Origin of the sequence: Streptomyces parvus (assembly GCF_014648875.1) — a bacterium.
Taxonomy (GTDB): Bacteria; Actinomycetota; Actinomycetes; order Streptomycetales; family Streptomycetaceae; genus Streptomyces; species Streptomyces parvus.
The window spans coordinates 1-22,295 of record NZ_BMRY01000011.1 but is presented as its reverse complement, the minus strand read 5'-3'; the positions used below and the strand labels follow the sequence as shown (position 1 = coordinate 22,295).

19 protein-coding genes are annotated in these 22,295 nt (G+C 73.0%); 13 read left to right on the top strand and 6 right to left on the bottom strand.

Annotation, left to right across the window (positions count from 1 at the left end):
* The first annotated feature begins 54 nt into the window (after window positions 1-54).
* From IE140_RS28620 to IE140_RS28605, 4 genes are all read left to right on the top strand, one after another.
* On the top strand, window positions 55-2,154 hold the full coding sequence (locus tag IE140_RS28620; RefSeq protein ID WP_150194864.1) for a xanthine dehydrogenase family protein molybdopterin-binding subunit: 2,100 nt from the start codon (window positions 55-57) through the stop codon (window positions 2,152-2,154).
* A gap of 182 nt (window positions 2,155-2,336) precedes the next feature.
* Window positions 2,337-2,795 (top strand): ATP-binding protein, encoded by a 459-nt coding sequence (locus IE140_RS28615; protein ID WP_150194866.1) that lies wholly within the window; start codon window positions 2,337-2,339, stop codon window positions 2,793-2,795.
* A gap of 161 nt (window positions 2,796-2,956) precedes the next feature.
* The gene (locus tag IE140_RS28610; RefSeq protein WP_150194868.1) at window positions 2,957-4,369 is read left to right on the top strand and encodes an NADP-dependent succinic semialdehyde dehydrogenase; all 1,413 of its coding nucleotides are present in this window, start codon (window positions 2,957-2,959) and stop codon (window positions 4,367-4,369) included.
* Window positions 4,370-4,458: 89 nt separating this feature from the next.
* Window positions 4,459-5,418 (top strand): D-2-hydroxyacid dehydrogenase family protein, encoded by a 960-nt coding sequence (locus tag IE140_RS28605; protein ID WP_150194871.1) that lies wholly within the window; start codon window positions 4,459-4,461, stop codon window positions 5,416-5,418.
* A 28-nt stretch (window positions 5,419-5,446) separates the two neighbouring features.
* On the opposite strand, the gene IE140_RS28600 is transcribed toward IE140_RS28605, so the two are convergent.
* Complete coding sequence (locus IE140_RS28600; protein WP_109177382.1) at window positions 5,447-6,562, bottom strand: baeRF3 domain-containing protein; 1,116 nt, start codon at window positions 6,560-6,562, stop codon at window positions 5,447-5,449.
* 131 nt (window positions 6,563-6,693) lie between these two features.
* On the opposite strand from IE140_RS28600, the gene IE140_RS28595 reads away from it, so the two are divergent.
* From IE140_RS28595 to glsA, 3 genes are read left to right on the top strand one after another with little or no spacing between them, the layout of a single operon-like run.
* A complete protein-coding gene (locus IE140_RS28595; protein WP_109177381.1) occupies window positions 6,694-7,188 on the top strand; it encodes a DUF1269 domain-containing protein in 495 nt (164 codons plus the stop codon).
* 38 nt (window positions 7,189-7,226) lie between these two features.
* Window positions 7,227-7,781: a hypothetical protein gene (locus tag IE140_RS28590; RefSeq protein ID WP_150194873.1), complete on the top strand. Its 555-nt coding sequence runs from the start codon at window positions 7,227-7,229 to the stop codon at window positions 7,779-7,781.
* Between the two features lie 11 nt (window positions 7,782-7,792).
* Entirely contained in the window at window positions 7,793-9,142 is a 1,350-nt protein-coding gene (gene glsA, locus IE140_RS28585; protein WP_093445398.1) for a glutaminase A, read from the top strand.
* A 7-nt stretch (window positions 9,143-9,149) separates the two neighbouring features.
* On the opposite strand, the gene IE140_RS28580 is transcribed toward glsA, so the two are convergent.
* Window positions 9,150-9,968 (bottom strand): endonuclease I family protein, encoded by an 819-nt coding sequence (locus IE140_RS28580; protein ID WP_150194875.1) that lies wholly within the window; start codon window positions 9,966-9,968, stop codon window positions 9,150-9,152.
* Window positions 9,969-10,177: 209 nt separating this feature from the next.
* Complete coding sequence (locus tag IE140_RS28575; RefSeq protein WP_093445396.1) at window positions 10,178-10,729, bottom strand: GH25 family lysozyme; 552 nt, start codon at window positions 10,727-10,729, stop codon at window positions 10,178-10,180.
* Window positions 10,730-10,889: 160 nt separating this feature from the next.
* Between IE140_RS28575 and IE140_RS28570 the strand changes: the two genes are divergently transcribed.
* From IE140_RS28570 to IE140_RS28560, 3 genes are all read left to right on the top strand, one after another.
* A complete protein-coding gene (locus tag IE140_RS28570; protein ID WP_030721010.1) occupies window positions 10,890-11,102 on the top strand; it encodes a hypothetical protein in 213 nt (70 codons plus the stop codon).
* Between the two features lie 142 nt (window positions 11,103-11,244).
* Window positions 11,245-12,399: a methyltransferase gene (locus IE140_RS28565; RefSeq protein ID WP_150194877.1), complete on the top strand. Its 1,155-nt coding sequence runs from the start codon at window positions 11,245-11,247 to the stop codon at window positions 12,397-12,399.
* A gap of 100 nt (window positions 12,400-12,499) precedes the next feature.
* Window positions 12,500-13,678 carry an acyl-CoA dehydrogenase family protein gene (locus tag IE140_RS28560; RefSeq protein WP_093445394.1) on the top strand — a complete coding sequence of 393 codons (1,179 nt, stop codon included), beginning with the start codon at window positions 12,500-12,502 and terminating at the stop codon, window positions 13,676-13,678.
* Between the two features lie 60 nt (window positions 13,679-13,738).
* On the opposite strand, the gene IE140_RS28555 is transcribed toward IE140_RS28560, so the two are convergent.
* Window positions 13,739-14,854 carry a hypothetical protein gene (locus tag IE140_RS28555; protein WP_150194879.1) on the bottom strand — a complete coding sequence of 372 codons (1,116 nt, stop codon included), beginning with the start codon at window positions 14,852-14,854 and terminating at the stop codon, window positions 13,739-13,741.
* A gap of 122 nt (window positions 14,855-14,976) precedes the next feature.
* Between IE140_RS28555 and IE140_RS28550 the strand changes: the two genes are divergently transcribed.
* Window positions 14,977-15,654, top strand: coding sequence for a helix-turn-helix domain-containing protein (locus tag IE140_RS28550; protein ID WP_150194881.1), 678 nt, complete (start codon window positions 14,977-14,979; stop codon window positions 15,652-15,654).
* Window positions 15,655-15,701: 47 nt separating this feature from the next.
* Here IE140_RS28550 and IE140_RS28545 read toward each other — a convergent pair whose 3' ends face one another.
* The gene (locus IE140_RS28545; protein ID WP_150194883.1) at window positions 15,702-16,697 is read right to left on the bottom strand and encodes an Acg family FMN-binding oxidoreductase; all 996 of its coding nucleotides are present in this window, start codon (window positions 16,695-16,697) and stop codon (window positions 15,702-15,704) included.
* A 197-nt stretch (window positions 16,698-16,894) separates the two neighbouring features.
* On the opposite strand from IE140_RS28545, the gene IE140_RS28540 reads away from it, so the two are divergent.
* Together IE140_RS28540 and IE140_RS28535 are read left to right on the top strand one after the other, a co-directional pair.
* Window positions 16,895-19,072 (top strand): serine/threonine-protein kinase, encoded by a 2,178-nt coding sequence (locus IE140_RS28540; RefSeq protein ID WP_150194885.1) that lies wholly within the window; start codon window positions 16,895-16,897, stop codon window positions 19,070-19,072.
* 61 nt (window positions 19,073-19,133) lie between these two features.
* Complete coding sequence (locus tag IE140_RS28535; RefSeq protein ID WP_229826934.1) at window positions 19,134-20,753, top strand: phytoene desaturase family protein; 1,620 nt, start codon at window positions 19,134-19,136, stop codon at window positions 20,751-20,753.
* A 184-nt stretch (window positions 20,754-20,937) separates the two neighbouring features.
* Here IE140_RS28535 and IE140_RS28530 read toward each other — a convergent pair whose 3' ends face one another.
* Window positions 20,938-22,104, bottom strand: a complete 1,167-nt coding sequence (locus IE140_RS28530; protein WP_093444646.1) for an SGNH/GDSL hydrolase family protein — start codon at window positions 22,102-22,104, stop codon at window positions 20,938-20,940.
* Between the last annotated feature and the right edge of the window lie 191 nt (window positions 22,105-22,295).

Genomic DNA, 22,295 nt, shown 5'->3' with positions numbered 1-22,295 from the left:
CAGCCCGCCGGACCGGTCGCCCTCCCGCACCACCGACCCCCGAGGATCCCCGCCATGACCACGCAAGCCCCGCAGTTCCCCGGTGCGCCCGTCGTCCGCAGAGAGGCCCGGGACAAGGTCACCGGCACCGCCCGGTACGCGGCCGACCGCATCCCCGCCGGCTGCCTGTACGCCTGGACCGTCCCGGCCACCGTCGCCGCCGGACGCGTCACCGCCGTACGGGCCGTCGACGCCCTCGCCGTACCCGGCGTCCACTCCGTCCTCACCCACGACAACGCGCCCCGGCTCCAGGAGCCCGACGACCCGATCCTCGCCGTGCTCCAGGACGAGCGCGTCCCGCACCACGGCATGCCGGTCGCCCTCGTGATCGCGGATTCGCTCGAAGCCGCCCGGACCGGGGCCGGGGAGCTCCACATCGAGTACGAACGCGACCCTCACGACGTCACCCTCACCGAGGACCACCCCGGCCTGTACACGCCCGAGGAGGCCAACGGCGGGTTCCCCGCCGTCCGCAACCGGGGCGACGTGGAGAAGGCCCTGGCCGCATCGCCCGTCCAGGTCGACGCGACGTACCGGATGGACGCGCTGCACAACCACCCCATGGAGCCGCACGCTGCCACCGCCGAGTGGTCCGACGGCCACCTCACCGTCCACGACTCCAGCCAGGGCTCCGACAAGGTCCGCGGCAGCCTCGCCCAGGCGTTCGGAATGAGCCCCGACCACATCACCGTGGTCTCCGAGCACGTCGGCGGCGGCTTCGGCTCGAAGGGCACCACCCGACCCCAGGGAGTCCTGGCCGCGATGGCCGCCCGGCACACCGGGCGCCCCGTCAAACTCGTCTTCCCCCGGGCCCAGCTCGCCGAGGTCGTCGGTCACCGGGCCCCCACGATCCAGCGGGTCCGGCTCGGCGCGGACCTCGACGGCGTGCTCACCGCCGTCAGCCACGAGGTGGTCACCCAGACCTCCACCGTGAAGGAGTTCGTCGAGCAGGCCGCCGTGCCCGCCCGCGTCATGTACGCCTCGCCGAACAGCCGCACCGGGCACCGGGTGGTCGCCCTCGACGTGCCCAGCCCCTCCTGGATGCGCGCCCCGGGGGAGGCCTCGGGGATGTACGCCCTGGAGTCCGCCATGGACGAACTCGCCTCCGCGCTCGGCCTGGACCCGGTGGAGCTGCGGCTGCGCAACGAACCCGCGACCGAACCGGACAGCGGCCGCCCCTTCAGCAGCCGCGGCCTCGCCGCCTGCCTGCGCGACGGCGCCGCACGGTTCGGTTGGCACGACCGCGACCCCCGCCCCGCCGCCCGGCAGGAGGGCCGGTGGCTCATCGGTACGGGCGTCGCCTCCGCGACGTACCCCGTCCTCGTCTCCCGGTCCACCGCGAGCGCCCACGCCGCCCCCGACGGCTCCCTGACCATCCGGGTCAACGCCACCGACATCGGCACCGGGGCCCGCACCGTGCTGGCCCAGATCGCCGCCGACGCGCTGGGCACCGACCCCGCGGCCGTCCACGTCGACATCGGCTCCACCGACCTGCCCACCGCCCCGCTGGCCGGCGGTTCCTCCGGCACCGCCTCCTGGGGCTGGGCCGTCCACAAGGCCGCCGCCGACCTCGCCGCCCGCCTCGCCGGGCACTCCGGGCCGCTCCCCGCCGAGGGGATCACCACCACCGCCGACACCGAGCAGGAGACCGCCGACGAGTCCCCGTACGCCCGGCACGCCTTCGGCGCCCACTTCGCCGAGACGGCCGTCGACGCCGTCACCGGCGAGGTGCGCGTCCGCCGGCTCCTCGGGGTGTACGCCGCCGGGCGGATCCTCAACGCGCGCACCGCCCGTTCCCAGTTCACCGGTGGCATGGTGATGGGCATCGGCATGGCCCTCACCGAGGGCTGCGGCATCGACCCGGTCTTCGGGGACTTCACCGCCAAGGACCTCGCCTCCTACCACGTGCCCGTCTGCGCCGACACCGCCGACATCCAGGCCCACTGGATCGAGGAGGACGACCGCCACCTCAACCCCATGGGCAGCAAGGGCATCGGCGAGATCGGAATCGTCGGCACCGCCGCCGCCATCGGCAACGCGGTCCGCCACGCCACCGGCGCCCGGCTGCGCGAACTGCCCCTCACCCCGGACACCTTGCTGCCCTACCTGCTGTGACCGGGCACCGGCCCCCACCAGCACGGACGGCCCAGCTGTTGCGTGTCCGGCGTACCGGCCTCACCCTGAGGAATGACCCAGAAGTGATAAGTGCTCACGCTTCGTGATCGGGGGTCGTTCGTACGACGGGGTGAAGTACGACGTGGTGAAGCACGTGGGCCTCGTGGTGAGGAGCCTCGACGATGACCGTTCCACTCGACCGGCACTACTCGGTCGAACTGCAGGTGTCGGCAGAGCGCGTGTCCCAGCTGCGGCGGATCGCCGCCGCACACCTCCGTCACTGGAGTCTCGATCTGCACGTCCGGCCGGTGTGCCGGGCCCTGGACGAGCTCCTGACCAACGTCCACCGGCATGTCGGCGACGGCAACACCTGCGTCCTCGAACTCCGCTGGACCGGACGGCACGTGACCGTGTCCGTCGCCAACAACAGTGCCCGGATGCCCCGGCTCCTGCCGGCCGGCGGCGGGCTGAGCCGGGTCATGGCCCTCAGCGACAGCTGGGGCACCTGCCGGACCACGGACGGCAAAGTGGTCTGGTTCACCCGCTACGCCGAGGCGCCGAAGACCGCGGGACTGCTCCCGTACGCCCCGCTGCCCGGCGTCCGCACCGCCCGCGACATCCCGGCGGCGGCGCTCGTGTAGACCGCCCGAGCAGGGCGGCCCGCACACCGGCCGACGCGGATCGTGCCCCCGGGCACGCATGATCCGCGTCGGCCGGGTACGTGCGGGGGAGGGGAGGGCCGCGTTGCGCGGACCGGTGCGGCGCGGCACGGTCGGACTACCGATGCAAGGAGGTCACTGCCATGCCCATCGCGACGGTCAACCCCGCGAACGGCGAACTGATCAGGTCATTCGAAGCCCTCGGCGAGGACGAGACCGAACGCCGGATCACCGCCGCCGCGGAGACCTTCCGCCAGTACCGCACCACCCCCTTCGAGCAGCGCGCGGCCTGGCTGAACCGGGCCGCCGACCTCCTCGACGAGGACCGCGACACCATCGCCCGCACGATGACCCTGGAGATGGGCAAGCCCGTCACCGCGGCCCGCGCGGAGGCGGCCAAGTGCGCGAAGGCGATGCGCTGGTACGCCGACCGCGCCGAGGGGCTGCTCGCCGACGAGCACCCGGACCCCGCCGACGTGGCGGACTCCGGGGCCTCCCGCGCGCTGGTCCGCTACCGGCCGCTCGGTGTGGTCCTCGCCGTGATGCCGTGGAACTTCCCGCTCTGGCAGGTGGTGCGCTTCGCCGCACCCGCCCTCATGGCGGGCAACGTCGGGCTCCTCAAACACGCGTCGAACGTCCCGCAGACCGCCCTCTACCTGGAGGACCTCTTCCACCGGGCCGGATTCCCTGCAGGCTGCTTCCGTACGCTGCTGATCGGCTCCGGCGCCGTCGAGGCCGTCCTGCGCGACCCGCGCGTCGTCGCCGCCACGCTCACCGGCAGCGAACCCGCCGGCCGAGCCGTCGCCGCCACCGCCGGCGACGAGGTCAAGAAGACCGTGCTGGAACTCGGCGGCAGCGACCCCTACCTCGTCCTGCCCTCCGCGGACGTGGAGAAGGCCGCCGCCACCGCCGTCACCGCGCGCGTCCAGAACAACGGCCAGTCCTGCATCGCCGCCAAGCGCTTCATCGTCCACGCCGACGTGTACGACGCGTTCGCCGAAGCCTTCTCCGCGGGCATGCGGGCCCTGACCGTCGGCGACCCGCTGGAGGAAGCGACCGACGTCGGGCCGCTCTCCACCGAGCAGGGCCGCACCGACCTGGAGGAACTCGTCGACGACGCCGTCGGGCGAGGTGCCGAGGCGCTGTGCGGCGGACGCCGCCCCGACAAGCTCGGCGGCGGCCTGGAGAACGGCTGGTTCTACGAGCCCACCGTCCTCGCCGGCATCACCTCCGCCATGCGCATCCACCGCGAGGAGACCTTCGGCCCGGTCGCCACCCTCTACCGGGTCGCCGACCTCGACGAGGCGATCCACCTGGCCAACGACACCCCCTTCGGCCTCAGTTCCAACGTCTGGACCCGCGACCAGGGCGAACAGGAACGCTGCGCCCGCGACCTGGAGGCCGGCGGCGTCTTCTTCAACGGGATGACCGCCTCGCACCCCGCCCTGCCCTTCGGCGGGATCAAACGCTCCGGTTACGGCCGTGAGCTGGCCGGGCACGGCATCCGCGAGTTCTGCAACACCACCACCCTCTGGTACGGGCCCGAGGCCTCCTGACACCCTCCCGAGCCGGGGCCTCTGCCGGCCCGGCCGGGGCGATGCGCGATCATGGACGGCGACCCCTGCCCGGCCGGAGAGAGGCTGCCATGAAGCTGCGCTGCGCCGTCATCGAGGACTTCCAGTCCGTGGCCACCACCGTCGTCGACTGGTCGCCCGTCACCGACGACGTCGAGATCGTGACGTTCACCGAGCACCTCGCGACGGTGGACGAGGCGGCCACCGCCCTCGACGGCTTCGACATCGTGGTGACCCTGCGCGAGCGGGTGCCCTTCCCCGCCGAGCTGTTCGCCCGGCTGCCCCGGCTGCGGCTGCTCGTCGCCTCCGGTATGCGCAACTCCGTCATCGACTTCGACGCCGCGCGGCGGCACGGTGTCGAGGTCTGCGGCACCGCCAGCTCCTCCACCCCGCCCGTCGAACTCACCTGGGCCCTGCTGCTGGGCCTGGCCCGCGGGATCGTCCCCGAGGCGACGGCGCTCCGCACGGGCGGGCCCTGGCAGTCGACCCTCGGGGCCGATCTGCACGGGCGGACGCTCGGTCTGCTGGGGCTCGGGAAGATCGGCGCCCGGGTGGCGCAGGTGGGCCTGGCCTTCGGCATGGACGTGGTGGCCTGGAGCCGGAACCTCACGAAGGAACGTACCGACGAGGTCGGTGCGACCCTGGCCGCCTCCAAGGACGAGCTGCTGGCCGGCAGCGACTTCGTCTCCGTCCACCTGGCGCTCGGCGAGCGGACCCGGGGGCTGATCGGCGCGGCCGAACTCGCCCGGATGCGCCCGACCGCGTATCTGATCAACACCTCCAGGGCGGCCATCGTCGACACGGACGCCCTGCTCGCCGCCCTGGACGCGGGCACCATCGCGGGGGCCGCGACCGATGTGTTCGACGTCGAGCCGCTGCCGGCCGACGACCCGGTGCGGAGCACGCCGCGCCTGCTGGCCACCCCGCACCTGGGCTATGTCTCACGCGCCAACTACGAGACGTACTACGGCCAGGCGGTGGAGGACATCAGGGCGTTCCTCGACGGACAGCCGGTCCGCCGCCTGGGCTGACGGCGCAGCGGCCTCTCCTGAGGGGTGTTCAGTAGCGCAGGGCCGCCGCGATCCGGCCGTGCTCCGCCAGCGAGTCGTCCTCCACGAACACGACGTCGGCGCCGCTGTCCAGCGCCGCTTCGACCAGTTCGTCGACGATGTCCTCGCGGACCGCGCCGTCCGCGCTCTGCGCCGTCCCCTCGGGCACCGGCTCCAGATGCTCGTCGGCCACGCGAACGGTCGCCTGGAAGTGTTCCTCCACCGCGACCAGACCCGCCCGGCCCTCGCGGACGGCGGCCCACACCTCGTCGAGCCCGCCGGCGAAGGTGTGGGCGCTGCGGGCGTTGTCCAGCCGGGTCTCCACCTCGGCCGCCGCCTGATGCGCCCCCTCCTCCAGGGCGGGGCGCAGCTCCCGGAGGACCTCTGCGGGCGGCAGGTCGGCCGGCGCACCCTTGGCGACCCGGCCGATCGCGGACCGCGAGCTCTCGCCGACCTCGTCCAGCAGGGCGAGAGCGGGGGCCAGACCCATCAGATACAGCGGCCGCGGGTCGTCGGCGAGCACCGCGCGCAGCTTCTCGTCGACCTCGCGGAAGAAGTTCCGGGTCTCCTCGTCGGTGAACGTGCTCGGGGTGTCCCCGATCCGCTCCTCGCGCTGCGGGTTCGGCGGCTCCTTCGGCGCGGCCAGCGGGAAGCCGCCGGCCTTCTCCGGCCGGATGCCGTCCCCGGTCCCGATCCACAGTGTGGCGTGGTCGGCGGCGACGGTCACCGCCCGGAACGGCCGCGTCTGGGCCTTGGCCGCGACGAGGTTGCGGGTGAGGAAGGTGTCGCTGAGCACCACCCGTTCGGGTGCGGTACGCGGCAGCCGCCAGATCCGGTAGTCGTCGGTGGTGACCAGCAGCACCAGGGAGTCCAGTGCCCCGCGCGGGTCCACCTCCTCCGCCGCCCGCTCCAGCTGGGCCCGCAGAGCGGCCGCGACCTCACGGCTGACCTCCGGGTCGGCGTCCAGCCGGTGCCCGGCCTCCGCCACCAGGTTCCGCAGCCGGACGGGGTCCTGGGCGTTGTCGGGGGCCTTGCGGTGGGTCGGCATGGTCAGGGACAGCGCCGGATAGGGCCGGGTCGCCCGCAGCTCCCGCAACACGTCGGCGGTCAGGGCGTCCGTATCCATCGTTCCCTCCCAGGGCTCGACCCGCTCCCGTATGAAGCGGATGCTTCGACGAGTCAATTCATACCTTTTGATCCTAATATGGGCGAGTTGTTGCTCGGGAGTGCAGGAGCGGGAGTGCAGGAGGGCGCGCGATGTCCACGCTCACGGTGTGGAAGTTCCGGACGGCCGACGGCGCGGAGAACGTCGAGGAGGCCCTGAAATCCCTTCAGAAGGAAGGGCTGATCAAGATCCTCGACGCGGCCGTGGTCAGCTGGCCCGCCGACCGGGCCAAGCCCCGTACCAGGCAGCTGCTCAACCTCGTCGGCGCCGGAGCCCTCAGCGGCACCTTCTGGGGCATGCTCTTCGGGCTGATCTTCCTCATGCCGCTGCTGGGTGCGGCCATCGGAGCGGCAGCCGGGGCGCTCGGCGGGAAGCTCGCGGACGTCGGCATCGACGACGACTTCATCGCCGAGGTCAAGGAGAAGGTGACCCCCGGAACCTCGGCGCTGTTCCTGCTGACCATGAACGAGGTGCCCGAGCGGATCGGCGCGCAACTGCCGGGTGACGGCGCCGAACTCCTCCACAGCAATCTCGACACCGAGCGCGAGGCGAAGCTCCGCGACATCTTCGGTGACGAGGCGGCCTGACTTCCGCACACCCCACTCCTGGATTGGACGGACCGTCCGTGAAAGCGAACCTCTCCGCGCGCCGGGCTCGTGCCGCGCGCGCCCTGGCCCCCGTCGCGGCCGCGGCCCTGCTGCTCGCCGGTACGGCGGCCTGCGACTCCGACACCACCAGTGAAGGGACCGACCGGGGCGTGCACACCCTCACGCCCGAGCCGGAGGAGTCGCCGAGCGAGTCCCCGAGCCCGCGCACCCAGGAGAGCTTCGCCGCCTCGGTGTCCGCCGAGTCCGAACGCGTACGGCAGGAGGCGACGAAACGCCTCGACGAGGTGGAGGGTCGGGGCAACGCCGTCGCCGACGTCTCGGTCACCGGGCTGCCGCTCAGCGGGTCCGAGGAGGTCCGCAGCGCGCGCGTCCGGGTCACCAACCCCACCGACGAGGCCGCGTTCTACGCCGTGAAGGTGGAGTTCGTCGACGCCGAGGACAAGGTCCTGGACACCGTCGTCGTCGGCATCGAGGACGCGCCGCCGGACCGTACGGTCGACGCCCAGGCCAACAGCCGCAAGGCCGCCGGGGTGAAGACCTTCCCCCGGGTCGCCCAGGCCGAGCGCGGCTGAGGGGCGCCGTCGTGAGCGCAGCAGACGCGGTGACGGACTCGCTGGAGAACCTGCGTGAGCGGTTCATCGGCGTACGGGACGGGAAGCCGGCCGACTACATCCCCCAACTGGCCCTGGCCGACCCGGACGCCTTCGGTCTCGCGCTGGTCAGCATGGACGGACACCGCTACAGCGCGGGCGAGGCGGACATCCCCTTCACCCTCCAGTCCGTCTCGAAACCGTTCATCTACGCCCTCGCGCTCTCCGTCCTCGGCCTCGACGAGGTGAGCCGCTGGGTGGGCGCCGAGCCGAGCGGCGAGGCGTTCAACGCCATCAGCCTCGAACCCGACACCGGGCGGCCCGCCAACGCCATGGTCAACGCCGGCGCGATCGTCACCACCGCCCTGATCCCCGACACCCCCGACGAGCCCGCCTTCGACCGGATCCTGCGCTGCCTCGGCCGGTTCGCCGGACGGGAACTGGACGTCGACGAGGAGGTGTTCAGCTCCGAGTCGGTGACCGGGGACCGCAACCGGGCGCTGGCCTACCTGATCCGCTCCACCGGCACCATGCCCGTCGACCCGGTCCTCGCGGTCGACCGCTACTTCCGCCAGTGCGCGATCCGCGTCACCGCGGTCGACCTCGCCACGATGGCCGCGACGCTCGCCTACGGCGGCGTCAACCCGGTCACCGGCGAGCAGGTCGTCTCCGCCGAGGTCGCCGCCCAGGTCCTCGCCGTCATGGCGACCTGCGGCATGTACGACGGCTCCGGCGACTGGCTGCTGCGCGTCGGGCTGCCCGCCAAGAGCGGGGTGTCCGGCGGTCTCATCGCGGTGGGCCCCGCCCGCTTCGGGGTCGCCACCTACAGCCCGCCGCTGGACGCGACCGGCGGTTCGGTACGCGGCCACGCCGCGCTGGAGACGATGTCGCAGCGCTACGGGCTCCACCTCATGCTCAACCCCGCGCTGCCGGGGTCCACCGTCACCCTCGTCACGACCGCGGACGATCTGCCGTCGGCCCCCTCCGCCGAGCACGAACGGGTCCTCCACGAACAGGTCGGCGTCGTCGTCGCCCAGGGGTCCATCGACTTCACGGCCGCCGAACGCGTGCTGTACGCCCTGGACGAGTCGGGGCCGAACGGCGGCTCCGTCGTGCTCGACCTGCACGACGTCACCGCCGTCGACTCCGTGGCCCTGGCCATGCTGCACACCGGCCTCGCGCGGCTCCTGTCCGACGGGCGGCGCGCGGCCGTCGTCGACCCACGGGGTCTGCTGGGCCCGTCCGATGTCGTCCGGGAAGGGACCGGCCACGACCTGCCGCGCCACGCCACCCGTGAGGAGGCCGTCGAAGGGTGCGCGCGGGCCCTGGCCGGGGAGGGATGAGCCGGGACTACCAGATGGCGCCGACCCACTCGGGGTGGTCGATGAACGGGTTCCGGTTGTGCTGGAACTGCTCGAATATGACGTCGTTGCGGCGCTTCTCGAAGGTGTCCGGCGGGTCCTCCTGGCTCCACTGCTTCAGGACGGACAGCTTGCCCATCTTCGGTGCGGAACCGTTGTTCACCTGGTCGTTGGGTTCGAGGTCGGCGAAGGAGTCGTCGCCCTCGTAGCGCACGGCCATGTAGAGGATCATCCGGGCGACGTCGCCCTTCACCTCGTCGCGCGGCTCGAAGGAATCGCTGTCGGTGAAGTTGCCGGGCGCGGAGCCGAGTTCGCTCCCGCCGTTGTCGAAGTCCTTTTTGCCCCGGGTCGAGTTGACCTGGACGTCCGTGGGCCGCAGGTGGTGGATGTCGGTCCCCGGGCCCGTCGACGTACCGAAGTCGCCGTGCGACTTGGCCCAGACGTGCTCCCGGTTCCACTGGCCCGAGTTGCCGCCGTTGTCGTTCTTGGACTGGGAGCGCCCGGTGTACAGCAGGACGACGTTGGAGGAGTTGGCGGGATCCTCGTCGGTCGCCTTGAGGGCGTCCCACACCTGGCTGTAGGAGAGCTTGGTCTGGTCGCTGATGATCGTGTGCAGGGCGGCTTTCAGCTCGGCGCCGGTCTTGCCGACGGCGTCCTGGTAGTAGGTGTCGTCGAGGGCGGGGGCGGTGGCGGTGTACCGGCCGGGCGAGGCGTCCGCGGGGGCCGCGGCCGCGGTGCCGGCGAGCACGGTGACGGTGGCGGCCGCGGTCAGCAGTGGACGCGCGTAGAACGAGTGACGACGGGACATGTGGGGTGTCCTCTCCGGAACGCGGGCGCCGCGGCGGGACCCTGGGTGGGGGTGCTCGCGCGGCGGCCGTTCGGTAGGTGGTCAGCCGGGAGCCTTCCACACGCACCGTGGCCCAGGTGTGAACACTCTGTACCTATCATGTGCAGGTCAAGAGTCGCTTTGTCGTCGCCCCTCGCGGACGGCCGTCCGCGAGGGGTTGTGCCTCGGTGCTATCCGGCCGCCCAGTCGCGCAGGGCCCGCACCGAGGCGAAGTCGGCCACGTTCCGGTCGAGCGGATCGTCGGTGTACTGGTGGATGCGCCAGTCCGCCTCGATGCGGGGCTTGCCCGCGGCGACGTAATCGGCGATCCACAGCCCGTCGCCCGCGTAGCTCGTGGTGTCGTGGTTGAGCCAGAACGAACGGTTGCAGTACAGCAGGACCCGGTGACCGGGCCGCTCCCGCTTCACCGAGCGGATGAACCGGTCCTTGTCCGCGTTGCTCGCCCGCGTCCCGCCGCCGGTCTCTTCCCAGTCGACCGCGAGCAGATCGCCCGCCTTCTCGGGGGTCCTGCTCAGGAAGTAGTCGACCTGGTCCGCCACGTTCCCCGGCCAGAGGAAGTGGTAGAAGCCGACGACGCACTCGGCGTCCCTGGCGCGCTTCACCTGCGCGTCCATACGCGGATTGACATAGCTGCGGCCTTCGGTGGACTTGATGAGGACGAAGTCGAGACCGTCCGTGTCGTAGGAGGGCTGATAGGCGCTGACGTCGACACCGTGGAGCATGGGCACCCGCCTCGGGAGTTCTGGGGCAACGATCTCCCTCTTCTGCCCACTCCCCGGGCCCGCCAAGGGCTGATTCACCCTTCCGGGTAAGGGGCGCGCGCTCATCGGATGCGGCTGGGTCCGCAGGGGGTGAGAATTGCCGCAAGGACGAGGAGGCGGCATGAGCGAAGAGTCCGAATCCGTATCCGAGGCCCTGGCCGGGCCGGGCGGCATCACGCCCGACCGGCTCCTGCACACGGGCGCGAGCGACCGGCCGAGCCCGGAGGACCTGGTGCTGGCCTCCGGGCGGGACCTGACGCCGGAGACCCTGGAATGGGCGCGGCGCAAGCTGGCCGCCGAGGGGCGGTCGGCCATCGACAAACAACTGCCATGACACACCCCGCCCGGGCCCGCAGGGGCACCCGCCGGGCGGGTGTTCGGAGCCGTACGCCGCTCCGTACACCGAGGTGAACGCGGCCGAGGGGCCGGGGAGCGTGTGGGGCGCCCCCGGCTCCCTCGGCTAGCCTGAGTCACCTATGAACCGCTTGACGATCCCCCAGGGCACGTTCGATCTCGCCCGCTTCCCCGAGCACCCGCGCGACCCCTTCCGGGCGTGGGACGCCGCCGACGAATATCTGCTCCGGCAGCTGACGGACCCCGAGGCGGGCCCGGTCGACCTCTCGGGGACGGTCGCCGTCGTGGGGGACCGGTGGGGAGCGCTCGCCACCGCGCTGGCCGCGCACCGGCCCGTGCAGATCAGCGACTCCTACCTGGCCCGGCGCGCCACCCTCGCCAACCTGGCCCGCAACGGCATCGACGAGGACGCCGTACGGCTGCTGTCCTCGCGCGACACCCCGCCGGACCGGGTCGACGTCCTGATCGTCCGGGTGCCCAAGTCCCTGGCGTTCCTGGAGGACCAGCTCCACCGGATCGCGCCCGCCGTCCACGCCGGCACCGTGATCATCGGCACCGGCATGGTCAAGGAGATCCACACCTCCACGCTGAAGCTCCTCGAGCGGATCATCGGCCCGACCCGCACCTCCCTCGCCGTGCGCAAGGCGCGGCTGATCTTCTGCACCCCGGACCCCGAGCTGCCGCGTACGCCGAGCCCCTGGCCGTACCGCTACGAGCTGCCCGCCGACGTGGGCCCCGTCTCGGGCCTGACCACCGTCAACCACGCCGGGATCTTCTGCGCCGACCGCCTCGACATCGGCACCCGCTTCTTCCTGAAGCACCTGCCCACCCGCGGCGGGGCCGTCCGGGTCGTCGACCTGGGCTGCGGCAACGGCGTCGTCGGGCTCTCCGCCGCCGTCGCCAACCCCGAAGCGCACGTCACCTTCGTCGACGAGTCCTACGGGGCGGTCGCCTCCGCCGAGGAGACCTTCCGGGCCGGGGCCCCGGCCGGCGCGAAGGCCGACTTCCTGGTCGGCGACGGACTCGCCGGCCTCGACCCGGGCAGCGTCGACCTGGTGCTGAACAACCCGCCGTTCCACTCCCACATGGCGACCACCGACGCCACGGCCCGAGCGATGTTCGCCGGCGCGCGGACCGCGCTGCGGCAGGGCGGCGAGCTGTGGGTCGTCGGCAACCGGCACCTCTCGTACCACACGCACCTGCGCCGGATCTTCGGCAACTGCACCACGGTCGCGGGCGATCCGAAGTTCGTCGTCCTGCGCGCCGTCAAGCGCTGACGGCGAACCCCACGCCCCGGCCCTTCCAGATTCTTGCAACAGGTTCTACTGTGTGCGCCGCCGCACACGGACGACGCCGACGCGAGACTCTGGAGGGGCCGTGCACCTCGAATACACGCCTGAGCAGCAGCGGTTGCGTACCGAACTGCGGACCTACTTCGCTGCCCTGGTACCCGACAACGCCTACGCGCGCTACGCGGAGCCCGCCGCCCAGAAACGCTTCTACCGCGACACGGTCCGCAGGCTCGGCGCCGACGGCTGGCTGGGCGTCGGCTGGCCGAAGGAGTACGGCGGCCGGGGCCTGACCCCGATGGAACAGTTCATCTTCTTCGACGAGGCCGCCCAGGCCGGCGTACCGCTGCCCCTGATGGCCCTGAACACCGTCGGCCCCACGATCATGCAGTACGGCACCGACGAACAGAAGGCCCACTTCCTGCCCGGAATCCTGGCCGGGGAGATCGACTTCGCGATCGGCTACAGCGAACCGGACGCGGGCACCGACCTCGCCGCCCTCAAAACGCGGGCGGTCCGCGAGGGTGACACCTACCTCGTCAACGGCCAGAAGATCTGGACCACCAACGGAGACACCGCCGACTGGGTCTGGCTCGCGGTGCGCACCGACCCCGACGCCCCGCCGCACAAGGGCATCACCATGCTCCTCGTCCCCACGAGCGACCCCGGCTACTCCTGCACCCTGATCAACACCCTCGCCTCGCACGACACGACCGCCAGCTACTACGAGAACATCCGGGTCCCCGTCTCCCGCCGAGTCGGCGAGGAGAACAAGGGCTGGCGGCTCATCACCAACCAGCTCAACCACGAACGCGTCACCCTCGCCGCCCACGGCACGATGGCGGTCCGCGCCCTGCACAACGTCCAGCGCTGGGCCGCCGACACCAAGCTCGCCGACGGCCGCCGGGTCATCGACCTCGGCTGGGTCCGCACCCTGCTCGCCCGTACCCACACCCGCCTCGACGCGATGAAACTCCTCAACTGGCAGATGGTCGCCGCCCTCCAGGACAGCACCCTCACCCCGCAGGACGCCTCGGCGGTCAAGGTCTACGGCTCCGAGGCCCGCCGGGACGCGTACGCCTGGCTGATGGAGATCGTCGGCTCCGCGGGCGCGCTGAAGGAGGGCTCGGCCGGCGCGGTGCTCCACGGCGAACTGGAACGCGGCTACCGCTCGGCCGTGATCTTCACCTTCGGCGGCGGCAACAACGAGATCCAGCGCGAGATCATCTCGTGGGTCGGGCTGGGGATGCCGCGCGTGCGGCGGTGATGCCGTGTCGTACGGCCTCGTGGCGGGGAAAGCCCTGTCGGGACGGCCGGACGGCCGGGATCAGCTTTCCGGTCCGTCGGGACTCCAGACGTGGACGACGTCACGGGACGGGGACAGCGTCGACCAGCAACCGCCGCCCAGCGCGGTCGGTTCGCAGGAGACCGGTGAGGGGTAGTCGACCGGCACGAAGTGCCGTGCCGCCGTGGTGTCGACCAGCCAGTGCCGGTACTGCCCGCAGTCCTCGTCGCTCTCGGTGGTCGACGCGATCAGGGTCGTCTCGTCGAGGAAGCCGCCGGCCCAGTCCCAGCAGACGGGCAGTTCGTCCTCCTCGGTGTCGGCGGGAGCTTCCGGGTGCCGGGGTATCGCCGCGCCGGCGTCCCAGTCCAGCGCCTCGACGACGGCGCCACGGGAGTCCCGTACCGCGAGGGAGTCCTGGTCGTGGGAGACGGTCATGAGCCGGTCGCCCGACGGGCTCAGGCTCAGCAGACACAGGTCGCCGTCCAGGGTCAGCTCCTTCCCGTCCCACCGGCCCCAGCGCAGCGGCGCGCCGTCCTGGCCCTCGCCGATACTCAGCCCCATCTGCGCGGGATCCGTCGGATGGGGCAGGTGAGCGCTGCCGGCCGCCGCCGCTTCGGCGTCCGCCCGCGCGAGCACGCGACCGTCCCCGGCGTCGATGACCAGCCACTCATCCGCCGTGTCGGGGCTCAGCTCACCCCCGGGCAACGGGCCGCGTACGTGCGCCCAGACGAGCCTGCCGTCCGCCGAGAAGCCGACCGAGCCGCTCTCGGGGTACCGGTGGTCCCGCCGGTCCGCGTAGGACTCGTACGACTCGTGGATCTCGTCGCAGCGGCCGGACCAGCACCCGTGGCGGACCTCCCAGCGCGTCGCCCCCGACGGATCTACCGCGCGCACGGCATGGACCCCGGCGAAGACGGCCAGGGTCGCGTCCGGCGCCACCTCCCACGTGCCACGGTGCCGCGGCCACGGCGCGGGGAAACGGACGGTCGCTCCGGTGCGGGCGGCGAAGGCGTCGTCCAGAGGCTGGGCCACGATCGCGTCGTCGCTCCGCTGGACGAGCAGTCGGCGCCCCTGCGGCCCAGTGATCTCCGGGGGACCGGCCTCGGGCGAGGGCAGCGGAGCGGGCACGGTGGCACGGAGCCGAGCACGGACGGACAAGCGAATCTCCCCGGGGCAGGTGAACTCGGGGAAGGGTACGACGGGCCTCCGCGCTGCGACCGCTCGCGGTCCTGGTTAGCGTGAGCCGGGGGGACGCACGTCGACAGTGAAGGAGCCCCGCGATGCCCTCAGCACCGCAGTCGGCCGGCGGCGACCTGGGCCGGCGCATCTCGGCACGCCGTCTGCAGCTCGGCCTGTCCCGGCAGGACGTAGCTCTGCGGGCGGGCGCCGCGCCCGGCTACATCGAGTACGTCGAGGAGCAGTCCGCGACCCCGGGTGTCGGCTTCCTGCTCCGGCTCGCCGACGCGCTGGAGACCACGGTCCTGGAGCTGACGGGCGGGGCGGTCGAGTTGCCGCGCGGCGCGGGCCGGGGCGCCCGGCGCGCCCGGATGGCTGAACTCGACGAAGCGATGTGCTGGACGCTGCTGGGTGACCACGGGGTGGGGCGGGTGGCCCTGACCCTCGGCGACGGGCCGGTCGTCCTGCCGGTGAACTACCAGGTGAGCGACGGCGAGGTGGTGTTCAGCACGGCGGAGGACTCCCCGCTGGCCACCGCCGACGACACCGAGATCGCCCTCGAGGCCGACCACATCGACGACGCCTTCAGCAAGGGCTGGAGCGTCCTGCTCGTCGGAACCGTGCACGCCGTCACGGACGAGGAGGCCGCGCGGCAGCTGAGGGAGGCCGCGTACTCGACCCCGTGGGCGGGCGCCGAGCGCGAGCACGTCATGGTCCTCGCGCCCCGGCGGATCACCGGGCGCAAGATCGTCGTCCCCGACGCCCCGGGCGAGGCCGGCTGACGGCGCGGAGCACATCCGCTTCCTCCGGCAGACGGGACGAGCCCGTCTCACGTGACCTCAAGGACCTCCGAGACCGGCCGCCGGGGCGTGGCAGGGCCCCCGGGCCCGTAGCCGAAGCGGAACACCATCTGCACGAAGCCGGTCCGGGAACGCGGATCACGCGCGAGGTCCCTGAGCTCGGGCCATTCGAGAGGCTGCGAGATCAAGGAGGTCGCGAGCCCGTCGAGCGTGGCCTGCAGCAGCACGCGCTCCATTCCCTGGCCCGCCCGCAGCCAGTCCACGGGCAGATCCGCCGCGGTACCCAGCAGGGCCGTCTGCGGCCGTTCCTCGAACACGGCGGCCGCTCGGGCGGGAGAGCTGTGCGGTACGTCGAAGTCCCGTACCGGGGCCGTCGTCCCGTGCTGGCGGGGGCCGAACGCGTACGACGGGACACCCTCGGTGGCCGGGCCCTCCCCGGCCCGGCCCGTGCGGGTCCAGGTGATGATCTCGGCGCGCATCGCGTCGTTGGCCGACTCCAGGAGCTCCGCGTCGTGCACGAGGTCCACGACGGCGTCGGCGTGCCAGGTTCCCGGCACGATCAGCCGGACCCCTTCCAGCAGCGCCGCCGCGCTCAGCTCGTCCCAGATCTCCGGCGGGATCCGCTCGTCCGAGAACGGGAGCCGACTGGTGCGCCGACGCCGCACGGCGGGTTGCAGATCAGCCAGCCGGAGGTCGGTGGCCCCCGGGCTCTCCTCCAGCAGGACGTCGGCGAGATGCCAGGGATCGTGGGGATCGGGCAGCAGCTCGGTGACAGCCGTCCAGCCGCGGTGCGCGGCGGCCACCCGCAGATTCATCAGCGCCGCCCCGCATCCGATGTGCAGGGCGCGCTGGTCCGGGTCGCCGACCGGCAGTGTTCGGTCCGGATCGCCGTACAGGGAGAGGCGGCGGCTGCCGGAGCGGTGGGTGAACTTCCACGGCTGAGCGTTGTGCATGGAGGGCGCGGCCACGGCCTCCTCGACGAGCGAGGGGACGATCGCGGTGGCGCGCTGTTCGGTGGGGATCATGGTCCTCGCGTCTCCTGTCGTCCGGAAGGTCTCCCGATCGCCCGTGCGGCCATTGTCCCAGGAGCGTCCGGGCACGCGCATGCGGTGGACCGCCCCGCCGCGTACACACTCCGCGGACCGGCAGCCATACTGGAGGGCCGGGGAGGGCACAGCACAGCGGTTGGGAACACGGGAACAACGGGGGCGGGAAACGGCAGATGGCGGACACCAGGCTGATCCAGAGCCGGTACCGGCTGCTCGAACTGATCGGGCGCGGCGGCATGGGCGAGGTGTGGCGCGCCCTCGACGAGTCGCTGGGCCGTCAGGTCGCCGTGAAATGCCTCAAACCCATGGGCCCCCAGCACGACCAGGCGTTCACCCGTGTCCTGCGCGAGCGCTTCCGGCGCGAGGCCCGGGTGGCCGCCTCCCTCCAGCACCGGGGCGTCACCGTCGTGCACGACTTCGGTGAGTACGAGGGCGTGCTCTACCTCGTCATGGAACTGCTCGACGGGCAGAACCTGAGCCAGCTGCTGGAGGAGAACCAGCAGCACCCGCTGCCCGTCGAGCATGTCGTCGACATCGCGGAACAGGTCGCCGACGCCCTCGGCTACACCCACCAGCAGGGCATCGTCCACCGTGACCTCAAGCCCGCCAACATCATGCGGCTGACCGACGGCACGGTGAAGATCTGCGACTTCGGCATAGCGCGCCTCGGCCACGACATCGGCATGACCTCCCGGCTCACCACCACCGGCCTCGCCATGGGCACCCCGCACTACATGTCGCCGGAGCAGATCAGCGGCAAGGAGGTCGACCACCGCAGCGACCTCTACTCGCTGGGCTGCGTCCTGTACGAAATCGCCACCGGTGTACCGCCGTTCGACCAGGAGGACGCCTGGGCCGTGCTCGTCGGCCACCGCGACACCCCGCCGGAACCGCTGCGCACCCACCGCGCCGAACTGCCCGGCTTCTTCGACCGGGTCGTCCTCGACCTGCTCGCCAAGGCCCCCGAGGAGCGGCCCGTGGACGCGGGCGACCTGCGCCGCCGCATCGTCCTCGGCCGGACCGGCGAACAGCCCGCGCTCGGACCGGGCCCCCTCGCGCGGCCCGGCGCCGGGCTGCCGCCGGCCCCGCGCGAAAGGGCGCTGCCCGCCTGGACCCGGTCCATGACCGCCGGGCACCGGGCCACCGGAGCGGCCGGCCCGCACGCCGAACGCCCCGACCCGGCCGCCGGGCTGACGGGGCAGTGGACCACCGCGCGCGCCACCGCCCCGCACACCGGTTCCTTCGTCTCCGTGTCGGCCGCGCCCCCCGCCCCGGACCTCCTCGCCGGTCTTGAGGGCCGCCACAGCACGGGCATCGACCTCGGCCGCCTCGGCCGCTGGGAGGAGGCGGGTGAGGTGCACCGCGAGGTCGCCGCCCAGCGCGGCCGCGTCCTCGGCCCGGACCACCCCGACACCCTCGCCAGCCACTACGAGATCGGCCTCACCCTCAGCCGTACGGGCCGGGCCGAGGAGGCGCTGCACGAATTCGCCCGGGTCGCCGAGGGCCGCGAACGCGCCCTGGGCACCGACCATCCCCAGACGCTCGCCGCCCGGCAGGCGACCGCCCACGCCCTGGGCCGGCTCGGCCGGCACGCCGAGGCCCACCAGCTGTACGAGACGGTCCTCGCCGTCCGCGAACGCGTCATGGGCCCGGACCACCCCGACACCCTCCGCTGCCGGCACAACCTGGCCTTCACCCTCTGCCGGCTGGGGCGGCCCGAGGATTCCTGGCGGCTGGCCCGGGAAGTCGCCGACGCCCGCGCCCGCGTGCTCGGCCCGACACACCCCGACACCCTCGCGACCCGTTACGAAGTGGCGTACACCCTGGGCAGGCTGGGCCGCTGGGCGGAGGCACTGGCGACCTACCAGGACGTCGCCCGGTCCCGTGCCGACGTCCTCGGCGCCGACCACCCCGACACCTTCGCCGCCCGCTACGAGGCCGGCATCAGCCTCGGCCGGCTCGGCCGCGACACGGAGGCCCTGGAGCTGTACCGCTCCCTGGTCGCCGACCGTACCCGGACCGCCGGAGCGGCCGACCCCGAGACACTGCGAGCCCGCCACGGCCTCGGGGTCAACCTCGGGCGGCTGGGGCGCTGGGAGGAGGCGCTCGCCGAGGCGCGCGACGTCTGCGCCCTCCGGGAACGCGCCCTGGGCCCCGACCACCCCGACACGGTCGTCAGCCGCCGGGAGGTCGCCGCCGGGCTCGGCTGGCTCGGCCGGTGGAGCGAGGCCCTCGTCGCCTACCGCCAGGTCGCCGAGGCGCGCACCCGGACGCTGGGCCCCGACCACCCCCAGACGCTCGCGGCCCGCGACGACGAGGCGCACTGCCTGGAGCGGCTCGCGCAGGCATAGAGGGCGTCCGGGGAGAGCCGCCGCTCTGGTGGGGACGGCGGGCGCCGTGTTACGAAGGTGCATGCCCGCACCTCAGAGCCCCGCATCCCGAACATCCGCAGGTCAGCCCGGACCCCGGGATGCCTCCGGGCCCGGCGCGCCCGCCCGGGACCGCTACGACGCCGTGATCGTCGGGGGCGGCCACAACGGCCTGGTCGCCGCCGCCTACCTCGCGCGCGCCGGACAGTCCGTCCTCGTCCTGGAACGGCTCGGCACCACCGGGGGAGCGGCGATCTCGACCCGCCCCTTCGCCGGGTTCGACGCCCGGCTCTCGCGCTACTCGTACCTCGTCTCCCTGCTGCCCGACAAGATCGTCCGCGACCTCGGCCTCGACTTCGCCGTACGCAAGCGGACCGTCTCCTCCTACACCCCCGCCGTACGCGACGGCCGCCCCACCGGGTTGCTCGTCGCGGGCGAGGGCACCCGGGACTCCTTCGCCGCGCTCACCGGCGGTGAACGCGAATACGCGGCCTGGCAGCGCTTCTACGGGATGACCCAGCGGGTCGCCGAGCGCGTCTTCCCCACGCTCACCGAACCGCTGCCCGGCCGCGACGCGCTGCGTGAGCGGATCGACGACGCGGATGCCTGGCGGATGCTCTTCGAGGAACCGCTCGGCGTGGCCGTCGAGGAGAACTTCACGGACGACCTGGTGCGCGGGGTCGTCCTCACCGACGCCCTGATCGGCACCTTCGCCGACGCCCACGACACCTCGCTCCTGCAGAACCGGTGCTTCCTCTACCACGTGATCGGCGGGGGCACCGGCGACTGGGACGTCCCTGTCGGCGGCATGGGCGCGCTCACCGACGCCCTGGCCGGGGCGGCCCGGGCGGCGGGCGCCGAGATCCGCGTACGGCACGAGGCGACCCGTATCGAGACCGACGGGAGCGCCGCCGAGGTCACCGTCCGCACCCCGGACGGCGAGCACGTCGTCGCCGCGGGCCGCGTGCTCGTCAACGCCTCCCCGCAGGCTCTTGCCGCCCTGCTCGGCGACGCCCCGCCCCCGCCCGCCGAGGGCGCCCAGCTCAAGGTGAACATGCTGCTCACCCGGCTGCCGCGGCTCCGCGACCGGTCCGTCGACCCCCGCCAGGCCTTCGCGGGCACGTTCCACATCGCCGAGGGGTACGGGCAGCTCGCCGACGCCTACCGGGACGCGGCGGCCGGCCGGCTGCCCACCGCCCCGCCCTCCGAGATCTACTGCCACTCGCTGACCGACCCGACGATCCTCGGCCCCGAACTCGCAGCCCGCGGCTACCAGACCCTCACCCTCTTCGGTCTGCACGCCCCGGCCCGGCTGTTCACCGCCGGCAACGACGCCGCCCGCGCCGCCCTGCTCAAGGCGACGCTCTCCGAACTGGACGCACACCTGGAGGAGCCGATCACCGACTGCCTGGCCCTCGACGCCGACGGTGAACCGTGCATCGAGGCCAAGACCCCGCTCGACCTGGAGCGCGATCTGCGGCTGCCCGGTGGCCACATCTTCCACCGCGACCTCTCCTTCCCGTACGCGGACGAGGGCACCGGGCGCTGGGGAGTGGAGACCGCGCACGCCAATGTGCTGCTCTGCGGGGCGGGCGCGGTACGTGGCGGCGGGGTCAGCGGGGTCCCCGGCCACAACGCGGCCATGGCCGCGCTGGGGGAGTGAGGGGCGCCCGTTAGGGCCTGTCGTCAAATTCCCGCCTGCCGGGCGACGCCTGGCACGCCCGCTCGCGGCGTTGCCGAAATGCCCTAGTAGCTCCGCTACGAGACCATTCCGGCGCCTTGCGATCGCACGCACCATGCGCCGCCCGGCCGCCCTGCGGGCGACGACGGGAATTTGACGACAGGCCCTAACGCAGGTGCCGGGGGTCCACGGCGGCGGCGATCGCCGTGTGACCCTCGGTGCCCGGGTGCAGCCCGTCGCCGCTGTCGTACGCGGGCAGCAGCCGCGACGGGCGGTCAGGGTCGCGCAGCGCCGCGTCGAAGTCGGCGACGGCGTCGAAGACCCGCCCGGTGCGCAGGGACTCGTTGACCTCCCGCCGTACCGCGTCGGCCTCCGGCGTCCAGCGGGTCCACCCCTCGAACGGGGTGATGGTGGCGCCCACCACCCGCAGACCGGCGGACCGTGCGCGCAGGGCGAGTTGGCGGTAGGCGGCAACCATCCGCGCCGGGTCGCGCTCGACCGGCAGATGGTGGAGGTCGTTGACGCCCAGGTGCACCAGGACCGTCCGCAGCCCCGGCAGCGACAGCACGTCCCGGTCGAAGCGGGCCTGGGCGCTCGGCCCGAAGCGCTCGCTGTCGAGCAGCAGCCGGTTGCCGCTGATGCCGAGGTTGGCGACGGCGGAGCCGGACAGCCTGCGGGCCAGCTGGTCGGGCCAGCGGAGGTCCGCGTCGTCGGGCGTGCCGGAGCCCTCCGCGATGGAGTCGCCCAGCACGGCGAGGACCGGGCCGCGCGCCCCGGTCGTCTCGACCCCGGTCAGGAGGAACACGGACCGGGTCCGCACCCCGTCGACGGTGTGCCAGGCATGGGTGTTGCGGTGGAAGGACAAGGGGCCGGTGGGGCCCGGGAGCCGCGTGCCGACGGTCAGCAGGGAGCCGTCCGCCACCCGGAGTCCCGCCACCGGGTCGCTGGTGAGGGAGGCGCCCGCCGCCAGCCACGCCTGCGCCCGCCCGCCGAAGGTGACCGGTCGCCCGTCGGCGGTCACCGGGCCCACCAGCACCTGCGCGGTCCCGAAGGCGTGCGCGTACCGCAGGCGGACCTGGCCGCCCGCCGAGAGCCGCAGCCGGGTCGTGCAGAGGCCGTCCGTGAGACCGGCCGACGCGAGGGGGTCGTCCGCAGTGGGCGCGGTCTGCGCGGTGGCCCACGAGGTGGTCCAGGGTGCGCCCGCGCGCGGGAGACCGGGCGCGGGGCGCGGGGCCGCCGACGCGTGCGGGGCCGCGGTGAAGGCCGCCGTGATCCCGGCCGCCGCCGCGTACAGCAGACTTCGTCTGGCCGGCGCGGGAACCCGGCCGGTCACCGGGAGAGCACCGGGGTGAAGAGGGCGGGGCGCCGAACGCTGCTCATGGTGTGCCTCCTGGAGTCGACCACGGGGAGTGGGTGGGCCGAGCGGCTGGCATGCGGCTCGTGACATCCAACGAGCCCCGGATGAACCAGTGGTGACGTCGGTACACACCGGACGCGACGTCATTGTGGCGGGGCGTCGGGGGG